This is a genomic window from Haloechinothrix salitolerans (assembly GCF_042662605.1).
Taxonomy (GTDB): Bacteria; Actinomycetota; Actinomycetes; order Mycobacteriales; family Pseudonocardiaceae; genus Haloechinothrix_A; species Haloechinothrix_A salitolerans.
On sequence record NZ_JBHSXX010000001.1, the window covers coordinates 362,457 to 381,964 of the forward strand.

The 19,508-nt window shown below is 68.4% G+C and carries 19 protein-coding genes; 6 read left to right on the forward strand and 13 right to left on the reverse strand.

Going from position 1 to position 19,508, the window contains the following annotated elements; translation table 11 throughout:
- Nucleotides 1-11 precede the first annotated feature (11 nt).
- From purB to ACFQGD_RS01680, 4 genes are all read right to left on the reverse strand, one after another.
- A complete protein-coding gene (gene purB / locus ACFQGD_RS01665) occupies nt 12-1,439 on the reverse strand; it encodes an adenylosuccinate lyase (RefSeq protein WP_345403732.1) in 1,428 nt (475 codons plus the stop codon).
- A gap of 19 nt (nt 1,440-1,458) precedes the next feature.
- Entirely contained in the window at nt 1,459-2,052 is a 594-nt protein-coding gene (locus tag ACFQGD_RS01670; protein WP_345403735.1) for a TetR/AcrR family transcriptional regulator, read from the reverse strand.
- A 66-nt stretch (nt 2,053-2,118) separates the two neighbouring features.
- Complete coding sequence (locus ACFQGD_RS01675) at nt 2,119-2,841, reverse strand: hypothetical protein (protein ID WP_345403738.1); 723 nt, start codon at nt 2,839-2,841, stop codon at nt 2,119-2,121.
- Nucleotides 2,834-3,343: a SigE family RNA polymerase sigma factor gene (locus ACFQGD_RS01680; protein ID WP_345403741.1), complete on the reverse strand. Its 510-nt coding sequence runs from the start codon at nt 3,341-3,343 to the stop codon at nt 2,834-2,836. The genes ACFQGD_RS01675 and ACFQGD_RS01680 overlap by 8 nt, the downstream gene beginning before the upstream one ends.
- Before the next feature lie 177 nt (nt 3,344-3,520).
- Here ACFQGD_RS01680 and ACFQGD_RS01685 point away from each other — a divergent pair, with 177 nt between their 5' ends.
- Entirely contained in the window at nt 3,521-4,573 is a 1,053-nt protein-coding gene (locus tag ACFQGD_RS01685) for a threonine aldolase family protein (protein WP_345403744.1), read from the forward strand.
- 80 nt (nt 4,574-4,653) lie between these two features.
- On the opposite strand, the gene ACFQGD_RS01690 is transcribed toward ACFQGD_RS01685, so the two are convergent.
- From ACFQGD_RS01690 to ACFQGD_RS01710, 5 genes are all read right to left on the reverse strand, one after another.
- Nucleotides 4,654-4,827, reverse strand: coding sequence for a hypothetical protein (locus ACFQGD_RS01690; protein ID WP_345403747.1), 174 nt, complete (start codon nt 4,825-4,827; stop codon nt 4,654-4,656).
- 133 nt (nt 4,828-4,960) lie between these two features.
- Nucleotides 4,961-6,130, reverse strand: coding sequence for a pyridoxal phosphate-dependent aminotransferase (locus ACFQGD_RS01695; RefSeq protein WP_345403750.1), 1,170 nt, complete (start codon nt 6,128-6,130; stop codon nt 4,961-4,963).
- A 72-nt stretch (nt 6,131-6,202) separates the two neighbouring features.
- Entirely contained in the window at nt 6,203-7,198 is a 996-nt protein-coding gene (locus ACFQGD_RS01700) for a LacI family DNA-binding transcriptional regulator (protein ID WP_345403753.1), read from the reverse strand.
- An 84-nt stretch (nt 7,199-7,282) separates the two neighbouring features.
- Complete coding sequence (locus tag ACFQGD_RS01705) at nt 7,283-8,311, reverse strand: LacI family DNA-binding transcriptional regulator (RefSeq protein ID WP_345403756.1); 1,029 nt, start codon at nt 8,309-8,311, stop codon at nt 7,283-7,285.
- A gap of 213 nt (nt 8,312-8,524) precedes the next feature.
- Nucleotides 8,525-9,739 carry an IS110 family RNA-guided transposase gene (locus tag ACFQGD_RS01710; RefSeq protein WP_345398877.1) on the reverse strand — a complete coding sequence of 405 codons (1,215 nt, stop codon included), beginning with the start codon at nt 9,737-9,739 and terminating at the stop codon, nt 8,525-8,527.
- A gap of 225 nt (nt 9,740-9,964) precedes the next feature.
- Here ACFQGD_RS01710 and ACFQGD_RS01715 point away from each other — a divergent pair, with 225 nt between their 5' ends.
- The 5 genes from ACFQGD_RS01715 (at nt 9,965) to ACFQGD_RS01735 (ending at nt 16,037) form a co-directional block, all read left to right on the forward strand.
- Nucleotides 9,965-11,065: an ABC transporter ATP-binding protein gene (locus tag ACFQGD_RS01715; protein WP_345402749.1), complete on the forward strand. Its 1,101-nt coding sequence runs from the start codon at nt 9,965-9,967 to the stop codon at nt 11,063-11,065.
- A 77-nt stretch (nt 11,066-11,142) separates the two neighbouring features.
- Complete coding sequence (locus ACFQGD_RS01720) at nt 11,143-12,450, forward strand: ABC transporter substrate-binding protein (RefSeq protein WP_345402746.1); 1,308 nt, start codon at nt 11,143-11,145, stop codon at nt 12,448-12,450.
- A gap of 1 nt (nt 12,451) precedes the next feature.
- Nucleotides 12,452-13,450, forward strand: coding sequence for a carbohydrate ABC transporter permease (locus tag ACFQGD_RS01725; protein ID WP_345402743.1), 999 nt, complete (start codon nt 12,452-12,454; stop codon nt 13,448-13,450).
- Complete coding sequence (locus ACFQGD_RS01730; RefSeq protein WP_345402740.1) at nt 13,447-14,364, forward strand: carbohydrate ABC transporter permease; 918 nt, start codon at nt 13,447-13,449, stop codon at nt 14,362-14,364. The genes ACFQGD_RS01725 and ACFQGD_RS01730 overlap by 4 nt, the downstream gene beginning before the upstream one ends.
- 23 nt (nt 14,365-14,387) lie before the next feature.
- Entirely contained in the window at nt 14,388-16,037 is a 1,650-nt protein-coding gene (locus ACFQGD_RS01735) for a glycoside hydrolase family 13 protein (RefSeq protein WP_345402737.1), read from the forward strand.
- 101 nt (nt 16,038-16,138) lie between these two features.
- On the opposite strand, the gene ACFQGD_RS01740 is transcribed toward ACFQGD_RS01735, so the two are convergent.
- From ACFQGD_RS01740 to ACFQGD_RS01755, 4 genes are read right to left on the reverse strand one after another with little or no spacing between them, the layout of a single operon-like run.
- Nucleotides 16,139-16,918, reverse strand: coding sequence for an ESX secretion-associated protein EspG (locus ACFQGD_RS01740; RefSeq protein WP_345402734.1), 780 nt, complete (start codon nt 16,916-16,918; stop codon nt 16,139-16,141).
- On the reverse strand, nt 16,915-18,447 hold the full coding sequence (locus tag ACFQGD_RS01745; RefSeq protein WP_345402731.1) for a PPE domain-containing protein: 1,533 nt from the start codon (nt 18,445-18,447) through the stop codon (nt 16,915-16,917). Before ACFQGD_RS01745 ends, ACFQGD_RS01740 begins: the two co-directional genes overlap by 4 nt.
- A gap of 5 nt (nt 18,448-18,452) precedes the next feature.
- Entirely contained in the window at nt 18,453-19,049 is a 597-nt protein-coding gene (locus ACFQGD_RS01750; RefSeq protein WP_345402728.1) for a DUF3558 domain-containing protein, read from the reverse strand.
- Nucleotides 19,036-19,446 carry a type VII secretion target gene (locus tag ACFQGD_RS01755; RefSeq protein ID WP_345402725.1) on the reverse strand — a complete coding sequence of 137 codons (411 nt, stop codon included), beginning with the start codon at nt 19,444-19,446 and terminating at the stop codon, nt 19,036-19,038. The genes ACFQGD_RS01750 and ACFQGD_RS01755 overlap by 14 nt, the downstream gene beginning before the upstream one ends.
- Nucleotides 19,447-19,508 lie beyond the last annotated feature (62 nt).

Consider the following 19,508-nt stretch of genomic DNA (forward strand, 5'->3'; position numbering starts at 1 on the left):
GGGTGCCTTCCCTACAGGATCGGGGCCGGTGTGTACTTCGCCGCGTCAGGGTGGCGCTCGATTATCGCGTCCACCCGCTTGACGACCGCCTTGACCTGCGCCGGAGCCACCCCAGTGAAGGAGAGCGGGTCGGCGAGCAGCGCGTCGAGCGCCGCCTTGTCCAGTGGCAGCCGCTCGTCAGCGGCGAGCCGGTCGATCAGGTCGTTCTCGGTGCCCCGCTCCCGCATCGCCAGCGCGGCGGCGACGGCGTTCTCCTTGATCGCCTCGTGCGCGGTCTCCCTGCCGACCCCGGCGCGGACCGCGGCCATCAGGACCTTCGTCGTCGTCAGGAACGGCAGGTAGCGCGCCAACTCGGTGTCGATCACGGCGGGGAACGCGCCGAACTCGTCCAGTACCGTCAGCAACGTCTCGAACAGCCCGTCCGCCGCGAAGAACGTATCCGGAAGCGCGACCCTGCGCACCACCGAGTCGGAGACGTCTCCCTCGTTCCACTGGTCGCCCGCTAGCTCACCGATCATCGAGCCGTAGCCGCGCAGCACAACAGCGAGGCCGTTGACGCGCTCGCACGACCGGGTGTTCATCTTGTGCGGCATGGCGCTAGACCCCACCTGGCCGGGCTTGAAGCCCTCGGTCACCAACTCGTGGCCCGCCATAAGCCGGATCGTCTTCGCCAAGCTGGACGGTGCCGCCGCGAGCTGCACCACGGTGGACACCGCGTCGTAGTCCAGCGAACGCGGGTAGACCTGGCCGACGCTGGTGAACACCCGCTCGAAGCCGAGGTGCGACGCTACGCGTTGTTCCAGCCGTTCGAGCGTTGCCTCGTCACCCAGCAGATCGAGCATGTCCTGGGCGGTGCCGACCGGGCCCTTGATGCCGCGCAGCGGGTAGCGCGCGATCAACTCCTCCAACCGTTCGAACGCCACCAGTAGCTCGTCGGCGGCGGTCGCGAACCTCTTGCCGAGCGTCGTTGCCTGCGCGGCGACGTTGTGCGAACGGCCTGCCATCACCTGCTCGGCGTGTTCGCTCGCTAGCGCCGACAGCCGCGCGAGCACCGCGACCACCCGGTCCCTGATGAGCTCGAGCGAACGCCGCACCTGCAGTTGCTCGACGTTCTCCGTGAGGTCGCGCGAGGTCATGCCCTTGTGCACGTGCTCGTGCCCCGCCAGCGCGTTGAACTCCTCGATCCGCGCCTTGACGTCGTGTCGCGTCACCCGCTCGCGCGCGGCGATGGAGTCGAGGTCGACGGTGTGCAGCACCCGCTCGTAGTCCGCGATCACGCCGTCGGGGACGTCGACGCCAAGGACGGCCTGCGCGCGGAGCACGGCGAGCCACAGCTCGCGCTCCAGCACCACCTTGTGCTCTGGAGACCAGAGGGTCGCCAGGTCGGCGGAGGCGTAGCGGCCTGCGAGGACATTCGGAATGCGCGGCTTGTCTGTCACGGTTTCAGCGTAAACGGCGCTATGCCGTCAGTTCCGCTCGGAGCATCTTCGCGGCGGCGCCGCGGGGGTCGGGGGAGATCTCGATCAGGGCGTTGACGACCGCGCCGTCGACCAGTGCGATCAGCCGCTCCAGCTCGACGTCGGATACCGGCATGCCGGAGCGGGAGAGGATCTCGGCGAGCAGCGCGCGCAACTCCGTGCCCAACGTATTCATCAGGGGCCGCAGGTACGGCCTGCGGCCGGTCGCCACCAGACGCTCGTAGCGGGACAGCACGAACTCCGCGTCGGCGGCGGTGTCTGGTCGCTTCGAGCCGAGCAGCATGTCCAGTACCAGCTCAACGACGGTATCGATGCCTCGATGCCGGGTGGCGAGCTCGTCGAGCTGTCGCCTACCGCGCTCCAGCTCCTGCCGCCCCTGGTGCTCGACGACGGCGGTCACCAGGTCGTCGAGCGAGCTGAAGTAGTACGTGGTCGACGCCAGTGGCAGGCCCGCCCGCTCCGCGACGGCCCGATGTCGCACCGCGTCGAATCCGCCTTCGACGAGCAGCTGGGAGCCCGCTTCGATGAGGGCGGCTCGACGTCGCTCTCCCTTGGGCGTGCTTGCTGTCGTCATGGCCGGGTATCTTGCCAGCTCGTCGCTCCGTCGCTAAGTGCCGCTAGGTGCTGTACTCGCCGGGCGTCACCGCGTGGTCGCGATGGCGTCCGCGATCCGCCCTACGTCCGCCGCGAACGGCGCCGTGGCCGACCCACCCGTAGGCACGCTCGCCACGACGACGATCCCGCTTGACGACGCCCGTGCCGTGGCCACCATGGTGTCCTCGCCGAGCGACATTGTCACCTCGGAGCGGCCCGGTAGGTGCGCCACCATGATCAGCCCGGTCGCATCGCCGTCGGTGACCCGGAACGCGGCGTTACCGCCGTCGGAACACAGCCGACCGGGAACGGCATTGTCAGGGACGACCGAAAGCTCGCCAGCGAGGGCGGTGGCGAGCTCCCGGTCGACCTCGTCGCACCATGCGGTGCCGGCGATCCCTAGCTTGTCGGCCTGGGTCGTGACGTCACGGCCCCCCTGCTTGGACCGCTCCGACCGCGACTCTCCGGAATCGCCACCCTCTAGACGCATGTCCTCCTGGGCGGGTTGCCCCGCGTTCGGCCTCGCTTCAAGGGGAGCGGGTGCCGATGCCACCTCGCCGGTGCCGCGATCGGAAAACGGGCTGGTCACCGCGACCACCCCCGCGCCGCCGAGCACGATAGCCGTGATCGACGTCACCGCCGCGACACGCATCCGATGCCGCGCGGTCGCCCGTCGCGATGCCGCCGAGACGTCGTCGACGTCGAACGACGCGGGAGGTGCGTCCTCGGTCGCGTTCCGGAACAGCCGGGTGAGTTCGCGATCATCCATGGACGTTCACCTCCTCGTCTAGCGCGTTCCGCAGCGTGGCGAGCCCGCGCGCGGTCTGGCTCTTCACCGTGCCCTCCGTGCAGCCGAGCGCCGTCGCCGTCGCCGCGACGTCGAGACCCTCGAAGTACCGCAGCACCAGCACGGCCCGTTGCCGTGGCGGCACCTCACGCAGCCCGGCGAGTAGTGCCTCACGGGTGACGACCTTGGTGTCGAAGTCCGTTGCGGCAGGGGGCGGCTCCGGCACGTTGTCGACGAACCGCTCCCTGCGCCACGGCCGGCGCGACTCGTCGATCACCGACCGGACGAGCGTCCGGCGCACGTACGCGTCTAATGCGCCCTTGTCGCGAATCTTGCGCCACTTGCGGTGCAGCGCGACAAACGCGAGCTGCGCCAGGTCGTCGGCCCGGTGCCAGTCGCCGCACAGCAGGTACGCGGTCCTGCGCACGGCTTGGCGCCGGTCCGTGAAGTACTTCGCGAACTCCTGTTCCTCCTGCTGATCCACGCGCGGTGAGCTCCACTCTCTCTGGCATGCCAGTAAGGACGTAGCGTGGGCGGCCCAGCGTTGCACGCCACCCTAAGACGGGTGAACAACACCGGTGTACCGTTCCAGGTCATCATCGGTATTGCCTTCGACAACGCTGTGTGATGTGATCGAACTGTGACCTTCGCAGCGGATAACATGATCGACCTTCGTTCCGATACCGTTACCCAACCCGACGAACGCATGCGAGCGGTCATGGCCGCGGCGGACGTCGCGGACAACGTCATCGACGTTGACCCGAGCGTCCGCGCGCTTGAGGAGCGCACCGCCGAACTGCTCGGCAAACCCGCCGCGCTGTGGACGCCGACCGGCACGATGGCCAACCTCATCGCGCTGAGCACACACTTGCGCAGGGGCGACAAGTTCCTCGCACCGCGCGGCGCGCATGTGTTGACCAACGAACTCGGCTCGGCGGCCTGGCTCGCTGGCGGCATGCCGGAACCGATCGACACCGATGCCGGGCCTGGCAGGCCGTCGTCCGCCGCGATCCGTCGGCTGGCCGCCGGTGCGAAACAGGCGCCGTACTACATGCTCCGCACGGCGCTCCTGTGCCTGGAGAACAGCCATAACGCCGCTGGCGGCGCAGTCACTCCACCGGATGAACACGTTCAGTTGGTGGCTACCGCGCGTGACTCCGGGTTGGCGGTGCACCTTGACGGTGCGCGGCTGTGGAACGCCGCCGTCGCACTCGACGTCCCACCCGCCGCACTCACGGTGGGCACCGACACGGTTTCGGTCTGCTTCTCGAAGGGGCTCGGCGCGCCAATGGGCTCCGCGGTGGCGGGCAGCATCGGGTTCGTCGAGCAGGCGCGGCGAATGCGGCAGATGTTGGGCGGTGGTGTGCGGCAGGGCGGCGTCGTGGCGGCGGCTTGCCTGCACGCGCTGGAAAACCTTGATGATCTCGCGGCCGATCACGCCAACGCCGAGCGGCTGGCGTCCGGGTTGCGAGAGTTCGGCTGGGACGTCGCGCGTCCTGAGACGAACATCGTGCTCGCCGGGGTCGCCGACGTGCCTGCCACGCTCACCTCGTTGCGGGAGATCGGCGTGCTGGCGCTGCCGATGGCGGGCAAGGTCCGGTTCGTGACGCATCGGGACGTCACCACGGCGGAGATCGACGAGGTGCTGCGCCGTATCGGGGAAGAACGCGCACGCCGAGATAGGCGTCACGAGGCCACGTCCGCCAGGGCGTGACGTCGTAAGCGGGCTGCGGCGCGTGCTGCGTCGTTGCTCGCCGTCGCGCTTGGGTTCCGCGCTGCCCAGCGTCGTGTCGGTCAGGAGCGAATCTGCTTGCGGCTGTCGCTGCCCTTGATGGCGCTGTACGCCGCCGTGGCCAGGAACGCGACCCCACCGATCACGCCGAGCCAGAACAGCCCCTTGAGTACGAAGCCGATCACGGTGACGGCCAGCCACAGCGCGATCAGGACGCCGACGATCTTCCAGAACATGCGCTTCCTCCGGTCTGTGCGATGACTCTCGCCTCGCCACTACCTCAACCCTGCCACCCCATCCGCCGGGAAGCCCGGATTCCGCGAGAATCTCCGGGTCTTTTCCGGGGTTGGCCCTAGTTGTCCGAGAGCCTCACCCCCGCAGCACCGGCTCCAGTCGCCGCAGGCATTCGGTGACGTCCACTGCGGATCCGGCGAACGAGAACCGCACGAACTTGCCGCCATCCACCGGGTCGAAGTCCACGCCCGGCGTGATCGCCACCCCGGTCTCGTCGAGCAGCCACTGGCACCAGCGCAAGCTGTCGGTCGTGAATTCGGAGACATCGGCGTAGGCGTAGAAGGCGCCGTCGACAGGGGCGATCTTGTCGATGCCCATGCGCCGCAGTCCGTCCAGCAGGATGTCGCGGTTCTCCCGGTACCGCTCGACATGGCCGTCTAGCTCGGCGTAGGCGGTGTCCGTGAAGGCGCACACCCCTGCGCGCTGGGACAACGCGGGTGCGCAGATCGTGAAGTTCCCAACCAGCACGTCAACGGCGCGGTGCAGGCGTTTCGGCACCAGCATCCAGCCGAGCCGCCAGCCCGTCATGCCGAAGTACTTGGAGAACGAGCCCAGCACGATCGCCTCGCGTCCGTGCTGCCAGGCACTGACATCTGCCTCGTCGCCGAAGGTGATGCCGTGGTAGATCTCGTCGCTGATCAGCTGCACGCCGCGCGCCGCGCACCAGTCCGAGATCGCGGCCAGTTCGTCGGCGGCGAGCGTGGTGCCGGTGGGGTTGCTCGGGCTGGCGATGATGAGGCCGTCGATGTCGCCGAGCTGGTCCAGCTGTTCCACGGTCGGCTGGAACCGGGTCGCCGCGCCGGTGGGGAACTCGACGACCTCGCAGCCAAGCGCGGCGAGCAGGTTGCGGTAGGCGGGATAACCGGGACGTGCCATGGCGACTCGCGCGCCCGCGTCGAACGCGGCGAGGAACGACAACAGAAAGCCGGAGGACGAACCGGTCGTCACGATCACGTCGCTCGGGTCGACGGTGAAGCCGTACCGGCGCGCGTAGTGCCCCGCGATGGCCTCCCGCAGCTCCGGGATGCCGAGCTGTTCGGTGTAGCCGAGGTCGCCGCTAGTCAACGCGGTCGCTGCCGCGTCGAGCACCGGTTTCGGCGCGCCAGCGGCTGGCTGTCCCGCGCACAGTGAGACGACGTCGCCATGCGTGCGCTGCCGCGCCGATGCCGCGGACAGCACCTCCATGACGTGAAATGGCGCGACGTCTGCGCGGGCGGACGGACCGGGGAATGCGGGGTGAGCCATGCCCGGCAGCTTAGGAGGTCGCCGCGTCTGGCGAGTCGCACCCTGGTCGGCGCGAGTCGCACTCTCGGCCGCCTACGCCGACACCGTCCGGATTGAATCCCGGGGCCGCAGTGGCATCGGCACCGTGATGAGCCGCCGCCCCGACGTCCCATCGAGCAGCGTGGCCACCGCCGTCTTGCCGAGCTCGTAGTGCGGCAGCGCCACCGACGTCAACGTTGGCCGCAGCCAGGACGCCAAGTCGGAGTCGTCGAAGGACACGACTGAGACGTCCTCTGGCACGCGCAGTCCGCGCTCCTCCAGCGCCTGGTATGCGCCGAGCGCGAGCCGGTCGTTGAGGCACACCAGTGCCTTCGGCCGGTGACCCTCGTCCAGCAGCGAGGCAACCCCCTCGTAGCCGTGCTCCGGCTCCCATGCGCACTCGTACGATCCGGCGATCGCCGTTCCCGCGTCGGCGAGCACCTCGTCGACGCCCCGCATCCTGAGCCTGCCCGCGTACACGCCGTCCGGCGTGTCCGTCGTGCGGTGCCGTCCGCCGATAGCGTAGATGTCATCGTGGTGCCCCGCGTCTACCAGCGCCCGTGCCGCCGTCCTGCCGCCGCCCAACTCGTCCGGAAGGATGCGCGGCCCATCGAAGTCGTCGATGCCGTTGAGCACCACGACGGGCAGTTCGGACAGCGCATCGGGCGGACACCCAGGCTTGGTGAACATCATCGCGTAAACAACGGCGTCGACCTGCCGGTCCAGCATCTCGTCTACCAGCTTCTTCTCCGCGATCGGATCGCCGGACGTCTCAGCGACGAGCAGCAGGTAGCCGCGCTCGAGCGCGGTGTCGAGCGCGCCGTGGATGACCTCACCGGCGAACTGGGTGGTGGCGATGGTGTCCGAGATCATGCCGATGGTGCGGGTGACCTGAGTGCGCAGGCTGCGCGCGGTCTGGTTGGGTCGGTACCCGAGTTCGGCGGCTGCGGCATTCACCCGGCGCTGGGCGTCGGGCGATATGCGCATGTCGGTCCTGCCGGACAGCACGAACGACGCGGTCGTTCGGGACACACCAGCTCGGCGTGCCACATCCGCCAGCGTGACTCGGAACGGCGTCATAGGGTGAGATAACTCGATTTAGTCCCACTGGGCAACCTAATTCCGGCACTCTCGTCATGTCGTGGCGGGTGGGCCGATGGACGCGCGGGCGCGCAGCGGCATCGGCACCCGCACCTGGCCCGGCTCCCGCCGGTTCTCGACCAGTAGCGTCACCGCCGTCGTGCCGAGTTCGTAGTGCGGCAGTGCGACGGAGCTGAGCGCTGGCCGCAGCCAGGATGCCAGGTCGGAGTCATCGAACGACACCACAGAGACGTCGTCTGGCACGCGTAGCCCGTGGTCGTGCAATGCCTGGTACGCGCCGAAGGCGAGCCGGTCGTTGAAGCAGATCAGCGCACTTGGCCGGGCGTGGCCGAGCAGCTCGGACACCGCCCGGTAGCCGTACTTCGGCGCGTGCCACACGCACTCGGTCACGCTCGCGGGCGCGGTCCCTACCTTGGCCAGCGCGGCATTGATGCCCGCCATCCGCTCGCGGCCCGCGACGACGCCGCCCGGAGTCTCCGTCGTGTCGTGCCTGCCACCGATGACGTGAATCCGCTCGATGTGACCCGCGTCGAGCAGTGCTCGCGCCGCCGTCGCTCCCGCCTCGGTCTCGTCGGGCAGCACGGTGGGAGCGTCGAAAGACTCGGCGACGCAGTTCAGCAGCACTACGGGGTACCCGCGCAACAGCTCCGGCGGCTGTCGTGACTGCGTGAACATCGCCGCGTAGAGGAAAGCGTCGACCTGCCGATCCAGCATCTCCTGGAGCAGGTCGCGCTCGACGTTAGGGTCACCGGACGTCTCGGCGACGAATATCAGCCGGTCGTGTTTGAAAGCGGTATCGGCCGCGCCCTTGATTACCTCACCCGCGTAGGGGGTCGTCGCGATGGTGTCCGAGATCAGCCCGATGGTTCCGGTGACGTTGGTGCGCAGGCCGCGCGCGGTGAGGTTCGGGCGGTAGCCGAGCTCATCGGCGGCGGCGAGCACGCGCTCCCGCGTCGCGGATGCGATGCGCATGTCGGTCCTGCCGGACAGCACGAACGACGCCGCGGTCCGGGAGACGCCCGCCCTGCGGGCGACGTCGGCGAGGGTGACCCGAGACGACATGCCGTACTCCCTGCCGTTGTGTCTGAAGCTTAGTTCGTCCCCCTGTCAATTTTGGGCTGGGTATTGACAGACCTGTGACCGGGGGCACAAGCTGTGTGCTAACTCGATTTAGCACGACGGCAACCCGGCCGTTATCCCGCGGACGGCGAACCCGTGCGCACCGGATCGAGTCGCCAGGCAGAGTCGCTGGTGAAGGGACTCTCAATGAAGTTGTCAAGCAGTAGCGGCGGCCGAACTTGGTTCGGCGAGGGTGAAGGTGCGTCCGTCACGCAGCAGTGCCCACAGCACGTCGACCAGGCGTCGGGCCAGGGCTAGGAGTGCTTGGGTATGAATGAGCCGCTCACTGCGTTTGCGGTCGTAGAACCGCCGCGACGGGCCGTTGGTGACCTTGAGGCTGGACAATGCGGCCATGTAGAACACCCTGCGCAGGCGCCGGTTGTAGCGTTTGGGGCGGCGCAGGTTGCCGCTTACTCGCCCGGAATCACGCGGTACGGGCACCAGTCCTGCGTAGGAGGCCAGTCGACCGGCCGTGCCGAATGCGGCCAGGTCGCCACCGGTGACCACCAGGAACTCCGCGCCCAGGCCGGGTCCCATGCCTGGCAGAGATTCGATGATCGCCGCCCATGGATGGGCGCGGAACCGGGCGGTGATCAGTTTGTCGGTGTCCTTGATCTCGCGGTCGAGATCAAGCAGCTTCGCCGCGACGCGCTTGACCAGCATCGCGGTGTCGGTCTCACCGGGCAGCGCGATGGTCTGGGCTTGGGCGGCGGCCAGGGCGGCGGCCGCGGTCTTGGCGATCCCGGCTGGCCACGCCTTGTTCTCCCGCAGATGCGCTGCTACGCCGTCGATTCCGGCGGTGCGGATCTCAGCCGGCGTGCACATCCCGGCGACCAGGATCAGCGGGGTCCGGTTGGAGTAGTCGAAGGCGGCTTCCAGGCCGGGGAAGATCGACCCCAGCAGTGCGCGAAGCCGGTTGATCCCGGCCACCCAGTCGCCCATCAGGTCGGTGCGGTAGCTGGTGAGCTGGGTCAGCCCGACCACCAGCTCGTCGGGCATGGCGACCTGGTCCAGATCTCGCCGCAGGCGCGCGGTTTCGGCGATCACGCGTGCGTCTTTGGCGTCGGTCTTGCCCTCGCCGCGGAAGCCTGCGGTCATGGTGTTGACCACCCGGCCCGGGACATAGGTAACCGTCTGCTCGGCGGCCAACAACACGCTGATCAGCAGCAACGCCAGTGGGCTGGTCAGATCAACCGCCCATCGCACCCGTGGGGCAGTGTGGCCGGCGCGGGCCAGCAGCTGCTCGATCGAATGCTGGTCGTTGCCGAGTTTCTGACGGAATATGACCTTCCCGTCTGGGTCGATCCCGCACGCGTGATGCGTCTGCTTTCCTACGTCGATCCCGACCCAGATCTCCGGGTGATCGGCCACCGGTCAACTCCTGTCGTTACTGGTCAAGCCCGTGGACAACCCCGCCGGCAGATCCCTAAACAGCGACGGTCCGCATCAGCTCTCAATCAGCGGCCGGAGCGTCCAGCACGGCGGGGCAGCCAGTCCTCTCCAGCCTCGACAAAGGCGAACGATCATCAGCTACACCCCACCGCCCTGGGCGTCCAGGGCATCAACCCCAGACACCAACAACCTTAGGGACCGATCATGGCGATCGTGACGTACGAGAAGGCAACTCGTGCATATCCGGGGACGGAGCGCCCCGCGGTGAATTCGCTCCAGCTAGAGATCGACGATGGAGAGTTCCTCGTCCTCGTCGGCCCGTCGGGCTGCGGCAAGTCGACCAGCCTGCGTATGCTCGCCGGTCTCGAAGACGTCGACGACGGCGCGATCTTCATCGGTGACAGCGATGTCACGCATCTCGCGCCAAGGGATAGGGACATCGCGATGGTGTTCCAAAACTACGCGCTGTACCCGCACATGTCCGTCGCCGACAACATGGGCTTCGCGCTCAAGATCGCGGGCGTATCCAAAGAGGAGCGCCGTAGGCGTGTAGCGGACGCGGCGGCGTTGCTCGACCTCGAGGCTTATCTTGATCGCAAGCCCAAGGCGTTGTCCGGCGGGCAGCGGCAGCGGGTCGCGATGGGCAGGGCGATCGTGCGGGAGCCGCAGGTGTTCCTGATGGACGAGCCACTATCCAATTTGGACGCCAAGCTGCGAGTGCAGACCCGCACTCAGATCGCCGCGCTGCAGCGCAGGCTCGGCATCACCACAGTCTACGTGACGCACGACCAGGTCGAGGCGATGACGATGGGTGACAGGGTGGCGGTGATGCGCGACGGGGTGTTGCAGCAGTGCGCCACCCCGCGCGAGCTGTACGACCGGCCTGCCAACGTCTTCGTCGCCGGGTTCATAGGCTCCCCTGCCATGAACCTGTGTGACTTCCGGGTCGAGAACGGCCACGCCGACGTTGGTGGCAGCAAGGTCGCGCTGCGGCGCGGCACGATCGCCGCGCTCGCGGACGAGGGCGCGACAACGGCGACACTCGGGTTCCGGCCGGAGTCGCTGGAGATCGTCGGCGAGGGTGAGGGATTCGGCCTCACCGTGAACCTGGTCGAGGAGCTCGGCTCCGACGCCTACGTCTATGGCACGCTCGACGGCTGTGACCGGCGACTCGGCGACGTCGACGTGATCGCGCGGGTCGACTCGCGCCGCCTTCCCTCCAAGGGCGAGCGGCTGCACCTACGGGTGCGCCCCGGAGAGACGCACGTGTTCTCCACGCAGACCGGCGAGCGCATTTCCGCCTGATCCCCGATCCACCTTTCGCGCGCAGCGCACGTGGCATTGCGTGCGGTGCGCTGAATCGATTAATCAAGGAGTATCTCGTGAGAACCCGAGCACGCATCCGCGCCGCCGTTGGCGCATCGCTGGTGGCCAGCCTGCTCGCCGCGTGCGGCACCGGAAGTGGCGATGAAGAAAGCGCTGTGCCCGAGGTCGGCGACTTCACCGGCCGCGGCCCGATCAGCTTCGTGGCGGGCAAGGACTTCGCGGGCGGCATGTCCGCACTGCTCAAGGAGTGGAACGACAAGCACCCTGATGAGAAGGTCACGTTCATCGAGCTACCCGAGCAGGCTGACCAGCAGCGACAGCAGTACATCCAGAACGCGGAGACACAGTCCGACGCCTACGACGTCATCTCCGTCGACGTCGTGTGGACGTCGGAGTTCGCCGCGCACCGCTGGATCGACCCGCTGCCGGAAGACGAGTTCGAGACCGGCAAGATGCTCGATCCGGTGGTCGAGGCCGCGAAGTACCGTGGTCAGCTCTACGGCGCGCCGAACTACACCGACGCCGGACTGCTCTATTACCGCACCGACCTGCTGAGAAAGGCAGGTTTCGACGAGCCGCCGACGACGTGGGACGAGATGGCCCAGCAGTGCGACGAGATCCTCGAGCTGCCGGAGTCGAAGGGTATGTCGTGCTATGCGGGGCAGTTCGAGAAGTACGAGGGCCTCACGGTCAACTTCGCCGAGTCCATTCAGTCCGCTGGTGGGTCCATTGTGGGCGAGGACGGTAAGCCCGCGCTCGACACTCCGGAGGCGAAAGAGGGCTTCAGTAACCTCGTCGACGGCTTCGAATCCGGGATGATCCCGAAGGAAGCCATTACTTACCAAGAGGAAACGGGCAGGCAGGCGTTCCAGAAGGGCGACCTGGTCTTCCACCGGCAGTGGCCGTACCAGTACGCGCTCGCGAACGCCGACGACGGTTCGAGCGAGGTGGCAGGCAAGTTCGACGTCGCGCCACTGCCCGGTGTGGACGGTCCCGGTTCGTCCAGCCTCGGCGGATGGAACCTCGCGGTGTCGTCGTTCGCGAAGAACAAGGCGACCGCGCTGGACTTCATCAAGTTCATGACCACCGAGGAGATGCAGCGCAAGCGCCTGGTGGAATCAACGCAAGCACCTGTCTACGCCTCGCTGTACGAGGACGATGAGCTGATCGAGCAGTACCCGTATCTGCCCGAGCTGAAGGAGTCGGTGCTGAGCGCCGAGCCGAGGCCGCGCGTGGTGCGCTACGGCGACACGACCGCCGCGATCCAGGACGAGGCATACGCCGCGCTGACCGGTGAGAAGTCAGCGGAGGACGCTCTCGCCAGTCTCCAGCAGCGGCTGGCCGGACTCGTTGACGGGCCCTGACATGGTCGCCATCGGCATGCGTCCCACGGGCAAGCAGCCTGCCAGCAAGTCGGCGGCCAAGGCGGAGTCGATCAAGTTCGGATCGCTGCTCGTCGCGCCGACGATGCTGGTGCTGGCAGTCGTCGTCGCCTACCCGATGTTGTCAGCGGTACGGCAGTCGCTGTACGGCCCCGAAGGCATCGACTCGCGGACGGGGTTCGTTAGCGATACCGAGCCGTTCGTCGGGCTTCAGAACTACAGCGCTGTTTTCACCGAGGCAGGAGGCCGGTTCTGGAACGCATTCGGCAACACCGCGTTCCTGACCGCGACCTCGGTCGCGCTGGAGACCGCGCTCGGCATCGGCATGGCGCTGATCATGCACCGCGCACTGCGCGGCAGGGCGTTGATCCGCGCGAGCATCTTGGTGCCGTGGGCGATCCCGACCGCCATCGTCGCGCTGCTGTGGCGGTGGATCTTCAATGCGGACGGTGTCGCCAACGCGATCCTGCCTGGCACGACGCTGTGGACGACGGAGGGCTTCCACGCCAAGCTGGCCGTCATCTTCGCCGAGACGTGGAAGACCGCGCCGTTCATCGGCTTGCTCGTGCTCGCCGGGCTGCAGCTGATCCCGAAGGAGACCTACGAGGCGGCCAAAGTGGACGGTGCGGGCCCGTGGCGGCGGTTCATCAGCATCACACTGCCGCTGGTGAAACCGGCGTTGCTGGTCGCGGTGCTGTTCCGGATCCTCGACTCGCTGCGCATGTTCGACATGCCGTACGTGCTGATCGGCGCGCGTAAGGAGTCGGTGGAGACGTTGTCCATGCTGGCGCACGACGAGGCGATGAACGTGCGTTTCGGCCCCGGTGCGGCGTATGCCGTGCTGCTGTTCCTGTTCGTGTTCCTCGTCGCGTTCACCTTCGTCAAGGTGCTCGGCGCCGACGTCGTCGGGGATGCGGCTCCGGCGCCTTCGCGCCGGACGCGGCGCAAGGCACGGGCACGCGAGGAGGTGAGCTCGTCATGACGACGTCCCCCGCTGAGACGACGGTGGTCCAGCCACTGCGGGCGCGGCCAGCGCCACGGCGTGCGGGCACCAGGAAGGCAAGGGCGCCCAAGCCACGGCAGCGGGGCTGGCCGACCACGCTTGGTGTGCTAGGTGTCGTGGCGTTCTGCCTCGCGCCGTTCTACTGGATGGTGGTGTCCAGCCTGCGGCGCTCGGCTGACATCTTCGACAAGTCGCCGCTGCCCCAGCCGTTGTCGTTCGAGAACTACGACGCGGTGTTCGCACCGTCGCAGGGCTTCCTGCGGGCATTGCTGAACAGCCTGGTCGTGTCCGGCACGACGACCGTGCTCGCGCTGCTGATCGCGACGCTGACGGCGTACGCCATGGCACGGTTGGACTTCCCGGCCAAACGACTCGTGCTCACCGCGATCATCGCGACGTCGATGTTCCCTGTGGTGTCCATTGTGGTCCCGTTGCTGAAGATGTTCACCGACTTCGGCTGGATCAACACCTACCAGGCGATCATCGCGCCGACGATGTCGTTCACGCTGCCGCTCGCGGTGTGGATCCTGACGGCGTTCTTCCGGCAGATCCCGATCGAGCTGGAGCACGCGGCGATGGTGGATGGCTGCACCCGTACCCAGGCGTTCCGCCGGATCGTGCTGCCGCTGGCGGCGCCCGGCGTGTTCACCACCGCCATCATCACGTTCATCGCGGCGTGGAACGAGTTCCTGATCGCGCTGACCATGACCAACAAGCCGAACATGGCCACCGCCCCGGTGGCGATCTCGAAGTTCGTCGGCGCGAGTGAGTTCCAGGTGCCGTTCGGCAGCCAGATGGCGGCGGGCGTGCTGGTCACCATCCCGCTGGTGATCCTCGTCGTCGTCTTCCAGCGCCGCATCGTTGACGGCCTCACCGCTGGCGCGGTCAAGTGACGCACTCGATTATGAGGAGAGCGATGACTCAGGCAACAACGCCGTGGTGGCGGAACGCCGTCATCTACCAGGTGTACCTGCGAAGCTTCGCGGACGGCGACGGCGACGGCATCGGCGACTTCGCAGGGCTGCGGTCCCGATTGGACTATCTGGCTGACCTCGGCGTCGACGGAGTCTGGCTTAACCCGTGTTTCCCGTCGCCGCAGAACGACCACGGCTACGACGTGGCCGACTACACCGACATCGAGCCGGACTACGGCGACCTCGCGGTGTTCGATGAGTTCGTGACCGAGGCCCACGAGCGGGGCCTGAAGGTGTTGCTCGACTTGGTGCCTAACCACTGCTCCACCGACCACGCCTGGTTCCAGGAGGCAGTGGCCGCCGGTGCTGGCTCGCCCGAGCGGGAGCGGTTCCTGTTCCGCGACGGCAAGGGCTCCCGCGGCGAGCTGCCACCGAACAACTGGGAGTCCTGCTTCGGCGGCCCCGCGTGGACCAGGATCACCGAGCCGGACGGCACGCCGGGGCAGTGGTACCTGAACTTCTTCGACTCCACCCAGGCGGACTTCAACTGGCGCAACCCCGACGTCGTCGCACTGTTCGATGACGTGCTGCGGTTCTGGTTCGACCGGGGCGTCGACGGCTTCCGCATCGACGTCGCGCACGGGCTGTACAAGCATCCCGATCTGCCGGACTGGCATGGCGGGCACAACAACGAGTACGGCTGGAACCGTGAGGAGGTGCACGAGATCTACCGTGGGTGGCGGCGCGTCGCCGACTCCTACGGTAAGGACCTCACGATGGTCGGGGAGATCTGGGTGCCCACGGTCGAGGACCTCGCCAAGTACCTGCGTCCCGACGAGCTGCCACAGGCGTTCTTCTTCGACCTGCTGATGCAGCCTTGGGACGCAGGAGACTGGCGGCGCTCGATCGACCGCGCCTTCGCCGAGATCGGCTCCACCGGCGCGACGATCACCTGGACGCTGGCCAACCACGACGTCCACCGCGCCGTCGCCCGCTACGGCATCGTGCGTGCCGACGAACTCCCAGCCGAGCTGGACCCGAAGCTAGCGCAGGTGCGCCCGCGCGGGGACGTCGACGTCGCCCTTGGCGAGCGGCGGGCACGGGCGGCGATCATGGCACTGTTGGCGCTGCCCGGCTCGCAGTACCTGTACCAGGGCGAGGAACTCGCCCTGCCCGAGGTGCTCGATCTGCCGGACGACCAGCGCCAGGATCCGAGTTGGGTGCGCACGGACGGCGCCGACGTCGGCAGGGACGGGTGTCGGGTGCCGTTGCCGTGGACGCCCGAAGCGCCGTCGTTCGGGTTCTCGCCGCCTGGCGCGGACGGCGCGCCGTGGCTGCGGCAACCAGAGTGGTTCGCGAAGTACGCGATATCCACTCAGGAGGGTGATGAGGCGTCGATGCTCTCGCTGCACCGGACCGCGCTGCGGGTGCGCCGGGCCGAGCACGGTCTGCTCGGCGACGACTTCCGCTGGCGCGATGCGCCGGAGGACGTGTTGTTCTTCGAGCGCGGCGACGGTATCGCCTGCGTGGTCAACTACGGCGCGCCGTCGTACGAGCTGCCAGCCGGTGCCGAGGTGCTGCTGTCCTCCGTGCCGCTCGACGGGGACCGGCTGCCGACCGACGCCGCCGCGTGGCTCCGGCTGCTCCGGTGAATCCGCCGCGGTTCCAGCGCGCATCCGCGTAGTCCGTCAAACACGTGGAATACCGCCTGCGATCCAGAACTCGCGGCCCCGTGACGCGGGACTCGCGGGCCTTAGCGGGCGGGGTCCGTGTCGAGGAGGAGTTCCCAGACTCGCTCGGCGAGGAGGGCGTTGTCCGCTGGCGCGACGGTGCACCAGTCCTCGCCGTCGCCAGCGCGCTCGACCACCATCAGGTAGCGGCCGGCGTCGGTGTCGTGGCAGGCGACGACGTGGCTTGCGCGTTCCCGAACGCCGGAGCGGGTCACCCGCTCAGCACCGAACTGTCCTTTCGCGACTGTCCCGAGCAGCATGCCAGCCAGTTCCTGCGCCGAGAACAGATCGAGGCCGCGATCCTGCAGTGCGCCAACCAGGGCGTGCGCGTCCCCGCGTGCCCGCACCGCGGCGTCGGTGAGCAACGCGTGCGGCAGCGTCACCGACTGCCCTACACCGGCCGGTAGCTCGCCAGCTACCGACACCGCGGACTCTACGAGAGTGTCCGCTCGTGCCGGTATCAGCCAAAACTCGTCTCCGTCGACGAGGCCGAGCACCGCGTCGTTTCCGCTGCTCGCGGCGAGACCATGGACAGGGTGATCCGCCCATAGCCAGACGTCGACGCACCGCTGCGGGTTGGCGAGCACCCCGAGCTGATCGAGCAGCGCGCCGGCGATCCGCTGATCGCGGGCGAGGCCACGTGCCTCAAGTGCGGCCCACGCCTTGTCGACGAACTCCGCGCGCTCGGCGTGGGTCGTCCCAGGGCTCGGCACACCCAACGCGACATGCCGGGGTCCCAGGCCCTCGGCCTCCCACACGACGTCCAGTTCGAGCGTCGACAGTGCGACGGGGTTGTCGGTCACGGGCGGTCCTGCTTGTCGTGATGGGATTCGTTCGGGTCATCGCCGATGGTGTCGCGCGCGACCATCCGGTCGTCGGCGAACAGGTCGGCGTCGTCGATGCCGTGGGTGCGCACGCGTGCACCGGCTGGACCCTGGGGCGCGGCGTGCTCCAAGTATGCGGGGGCGTCCTGGCCCGCGTCGGGCTCGATCTCCGCGACGGCGTCCGCCTCGGCCGCATCCTCGATCACCCCGACATCGAACTCGTGCCGCGACATCTCGTCGGTGTCCTCGGCGACGTCGTACCGAGCACCGCGGCGCTCCCGGTCCGGCTCGGCGCTCATCGCGCCAGCGACGCCTGCCGCGCCGATGGCCGTCACCGCGCCAGCGATGCCGTCCTCGTCCGCGAGCGGTGCCACCGTCGTTGCGCCCTGGCCCTGGGCGAGCGTGGCCTCCGTCTGGCTTTGCGGCATCACGCCGCTGAGCTTGCCGGTGGCGAGCAGTTCGGCGGTTACCCCACCGCCGCCGAGCGTCGTGGCGCCGCCGATCGGTGCGCCGGACGCGGGTGGGGTGGCTGGGGTGACGTCGGCGCTCGCTGCCGTGCCGGTGGCGGCGATTCCAACGGCGATGCCGCTCGCGTTTGACGCCCGCGGCCCGGACCGACCCTCCGTCGAGCCAGTGAGCGGGTCTGTCACGCCGCCGACTGCGCCGGACCCACCGTCGGAACCTCCGGACGACGGCCGCTCGCTCCCGCCTGAGCCGGCCGCCCCATCACCGGGTCGGCCGCCGGATGGCCTTCCGCCCGTCGTCGTGTTCGCTCCGGACGACGTCCCATCGGACGGCGGCGGACCGGCATTCACCGGGGACGTCGGCAGTCCGCCAGGGCGCGACTCCGGCCCGGACACCGACTCCGCCGCTGCCGCCATCGTCTGGTACCCGGCCGCGGCGCCGTCGTCCGGCGTCTCGGGTGGCAACGGACCGTGGTCCAGCACGATCGCGCCCGGCTCGCCGAGCTCCCGGACGCACGCCAACTCCTCCGCGCACGTGCTGGCGAGCTGGTTCAGCGCGTCGACGGCTTGGTCACGGGCGGCGCTCGCGGCGCGGACCTTCGCGGCGTGATCGGTCTCGTGTCCGATCAAGTCCGCGAGGACATCCATCGTGCTGAGGCCCTCGGCGCCCTCCCGTAACGTCCGCGAGTCCGGCAGCGTGTTCAGCGCGCGCTGGAATGCCTCGCTGAGCCCGAACGCGACCTGGGACGCCTCGTTGAGCTTTCCGGTGGCGTCCTCGGCGAAGTCGGCGCTCGTCATCATGACGTCTCGGGCAGCGGACGACGCCTCGCCGTGCCACTCGACCCCAAGCTTGCCTAGCTCCGTGCGCAACGTGTCGTCGGTGTTCCGCAGTGCGGTGGCGACCTTGGCGAGCGCCTCGACCGCGTTCGCCAGGCTGCCTGTGCCCCGCCCCTCGCGGAGCAGGTCGATCTCCAGGGCGAGCATCCCCACCGTGTAGCCCTCGAACCGAAGCTGGCGGACCTTGTCCAGCGCGCTCGTGTGCATGGCGTCTACCCCTTCCCCCGTAATGCGCCGACCGCTACCCTCGCGGCCTTCTCGGACAACGCGCACGCGCGGTCGTGCGGCACCTCGCTCGCATAGCTGGTGCCGAACCGCACCCGCAACGCCTGCCCCCGCGCGACGCCGACCACGACGTCACAGTGCCCCTCCGGCTGCGCCTCGGGGAACACTCGCACGGCGGGGAACCCGGCGATGGTGATCGGCGTGGCGGTGATCGTTCCTGGTCGGGACCGGTCGCCGGTTATCCAGTTCGAGACGCCGTCGCGTGGCATCGCCGCGATGTGCAGCTCGTAGACCGGCTCCAACTGTCGTTGCGCGAGCACGCACTTCTCGCCGTCCGCGTCGGTGCGGCGCTCGGGACGTTGCGTGATGCCGAGCGCGTTGAGTGTGTCGCGATCGAACAGCGTGCACGGATTGAGCCCGTCGACGCGCAACTCGGCTGGCCGCTGCGGCAACGATGCGATGGTGTGCGCGGTGTCGTGCCGCGTCGTATCGGGGGCGGGCGCGGCCGATGGCCCGCCGGAGCATCCGGCGAGGGTCACCGCGGTGAGCATGGCCATCGCGACCGGTCCGTCACCAGTGCGCACGGCGATCCTCGAACGCCGCGGCGGACTCCGCGTCATCGAGCTGGTACCGCTCGGCCGCCTCCCTGAGTCGCAGCGCGAGCTGATGCAGCGTGCGCAGGTACGCCTTCGCCCGTGCGAGCTGGGAGTCGTCGTTGTCGACGACGGCCGCGTTCCATGCTTCAGCCACGTAGCCGCTGACCTGATTCTCCGACGGTGGGTCGATGCGCATCGCCAACTCGTGTTCGATCAGCGCGGCGCTCAGTTCATCCGCCTGGTCCGACACGATTTTCGCGGCGGCCAGCACCTGATCCGGATCAACCGTCAGACGGGTGGTGCCGGACGCGGCGAGTGTGGTGCCGCCGATGCCCGCCAGTGGCGTAGCGCCCGCACCGCTGTCCTGCTCGCTCGACGTTGACATACCGCGACCCCCTGCGCCTACGGACGGTAGCCGGACACCTTCGCCCAGCGAGGTTACCAAGC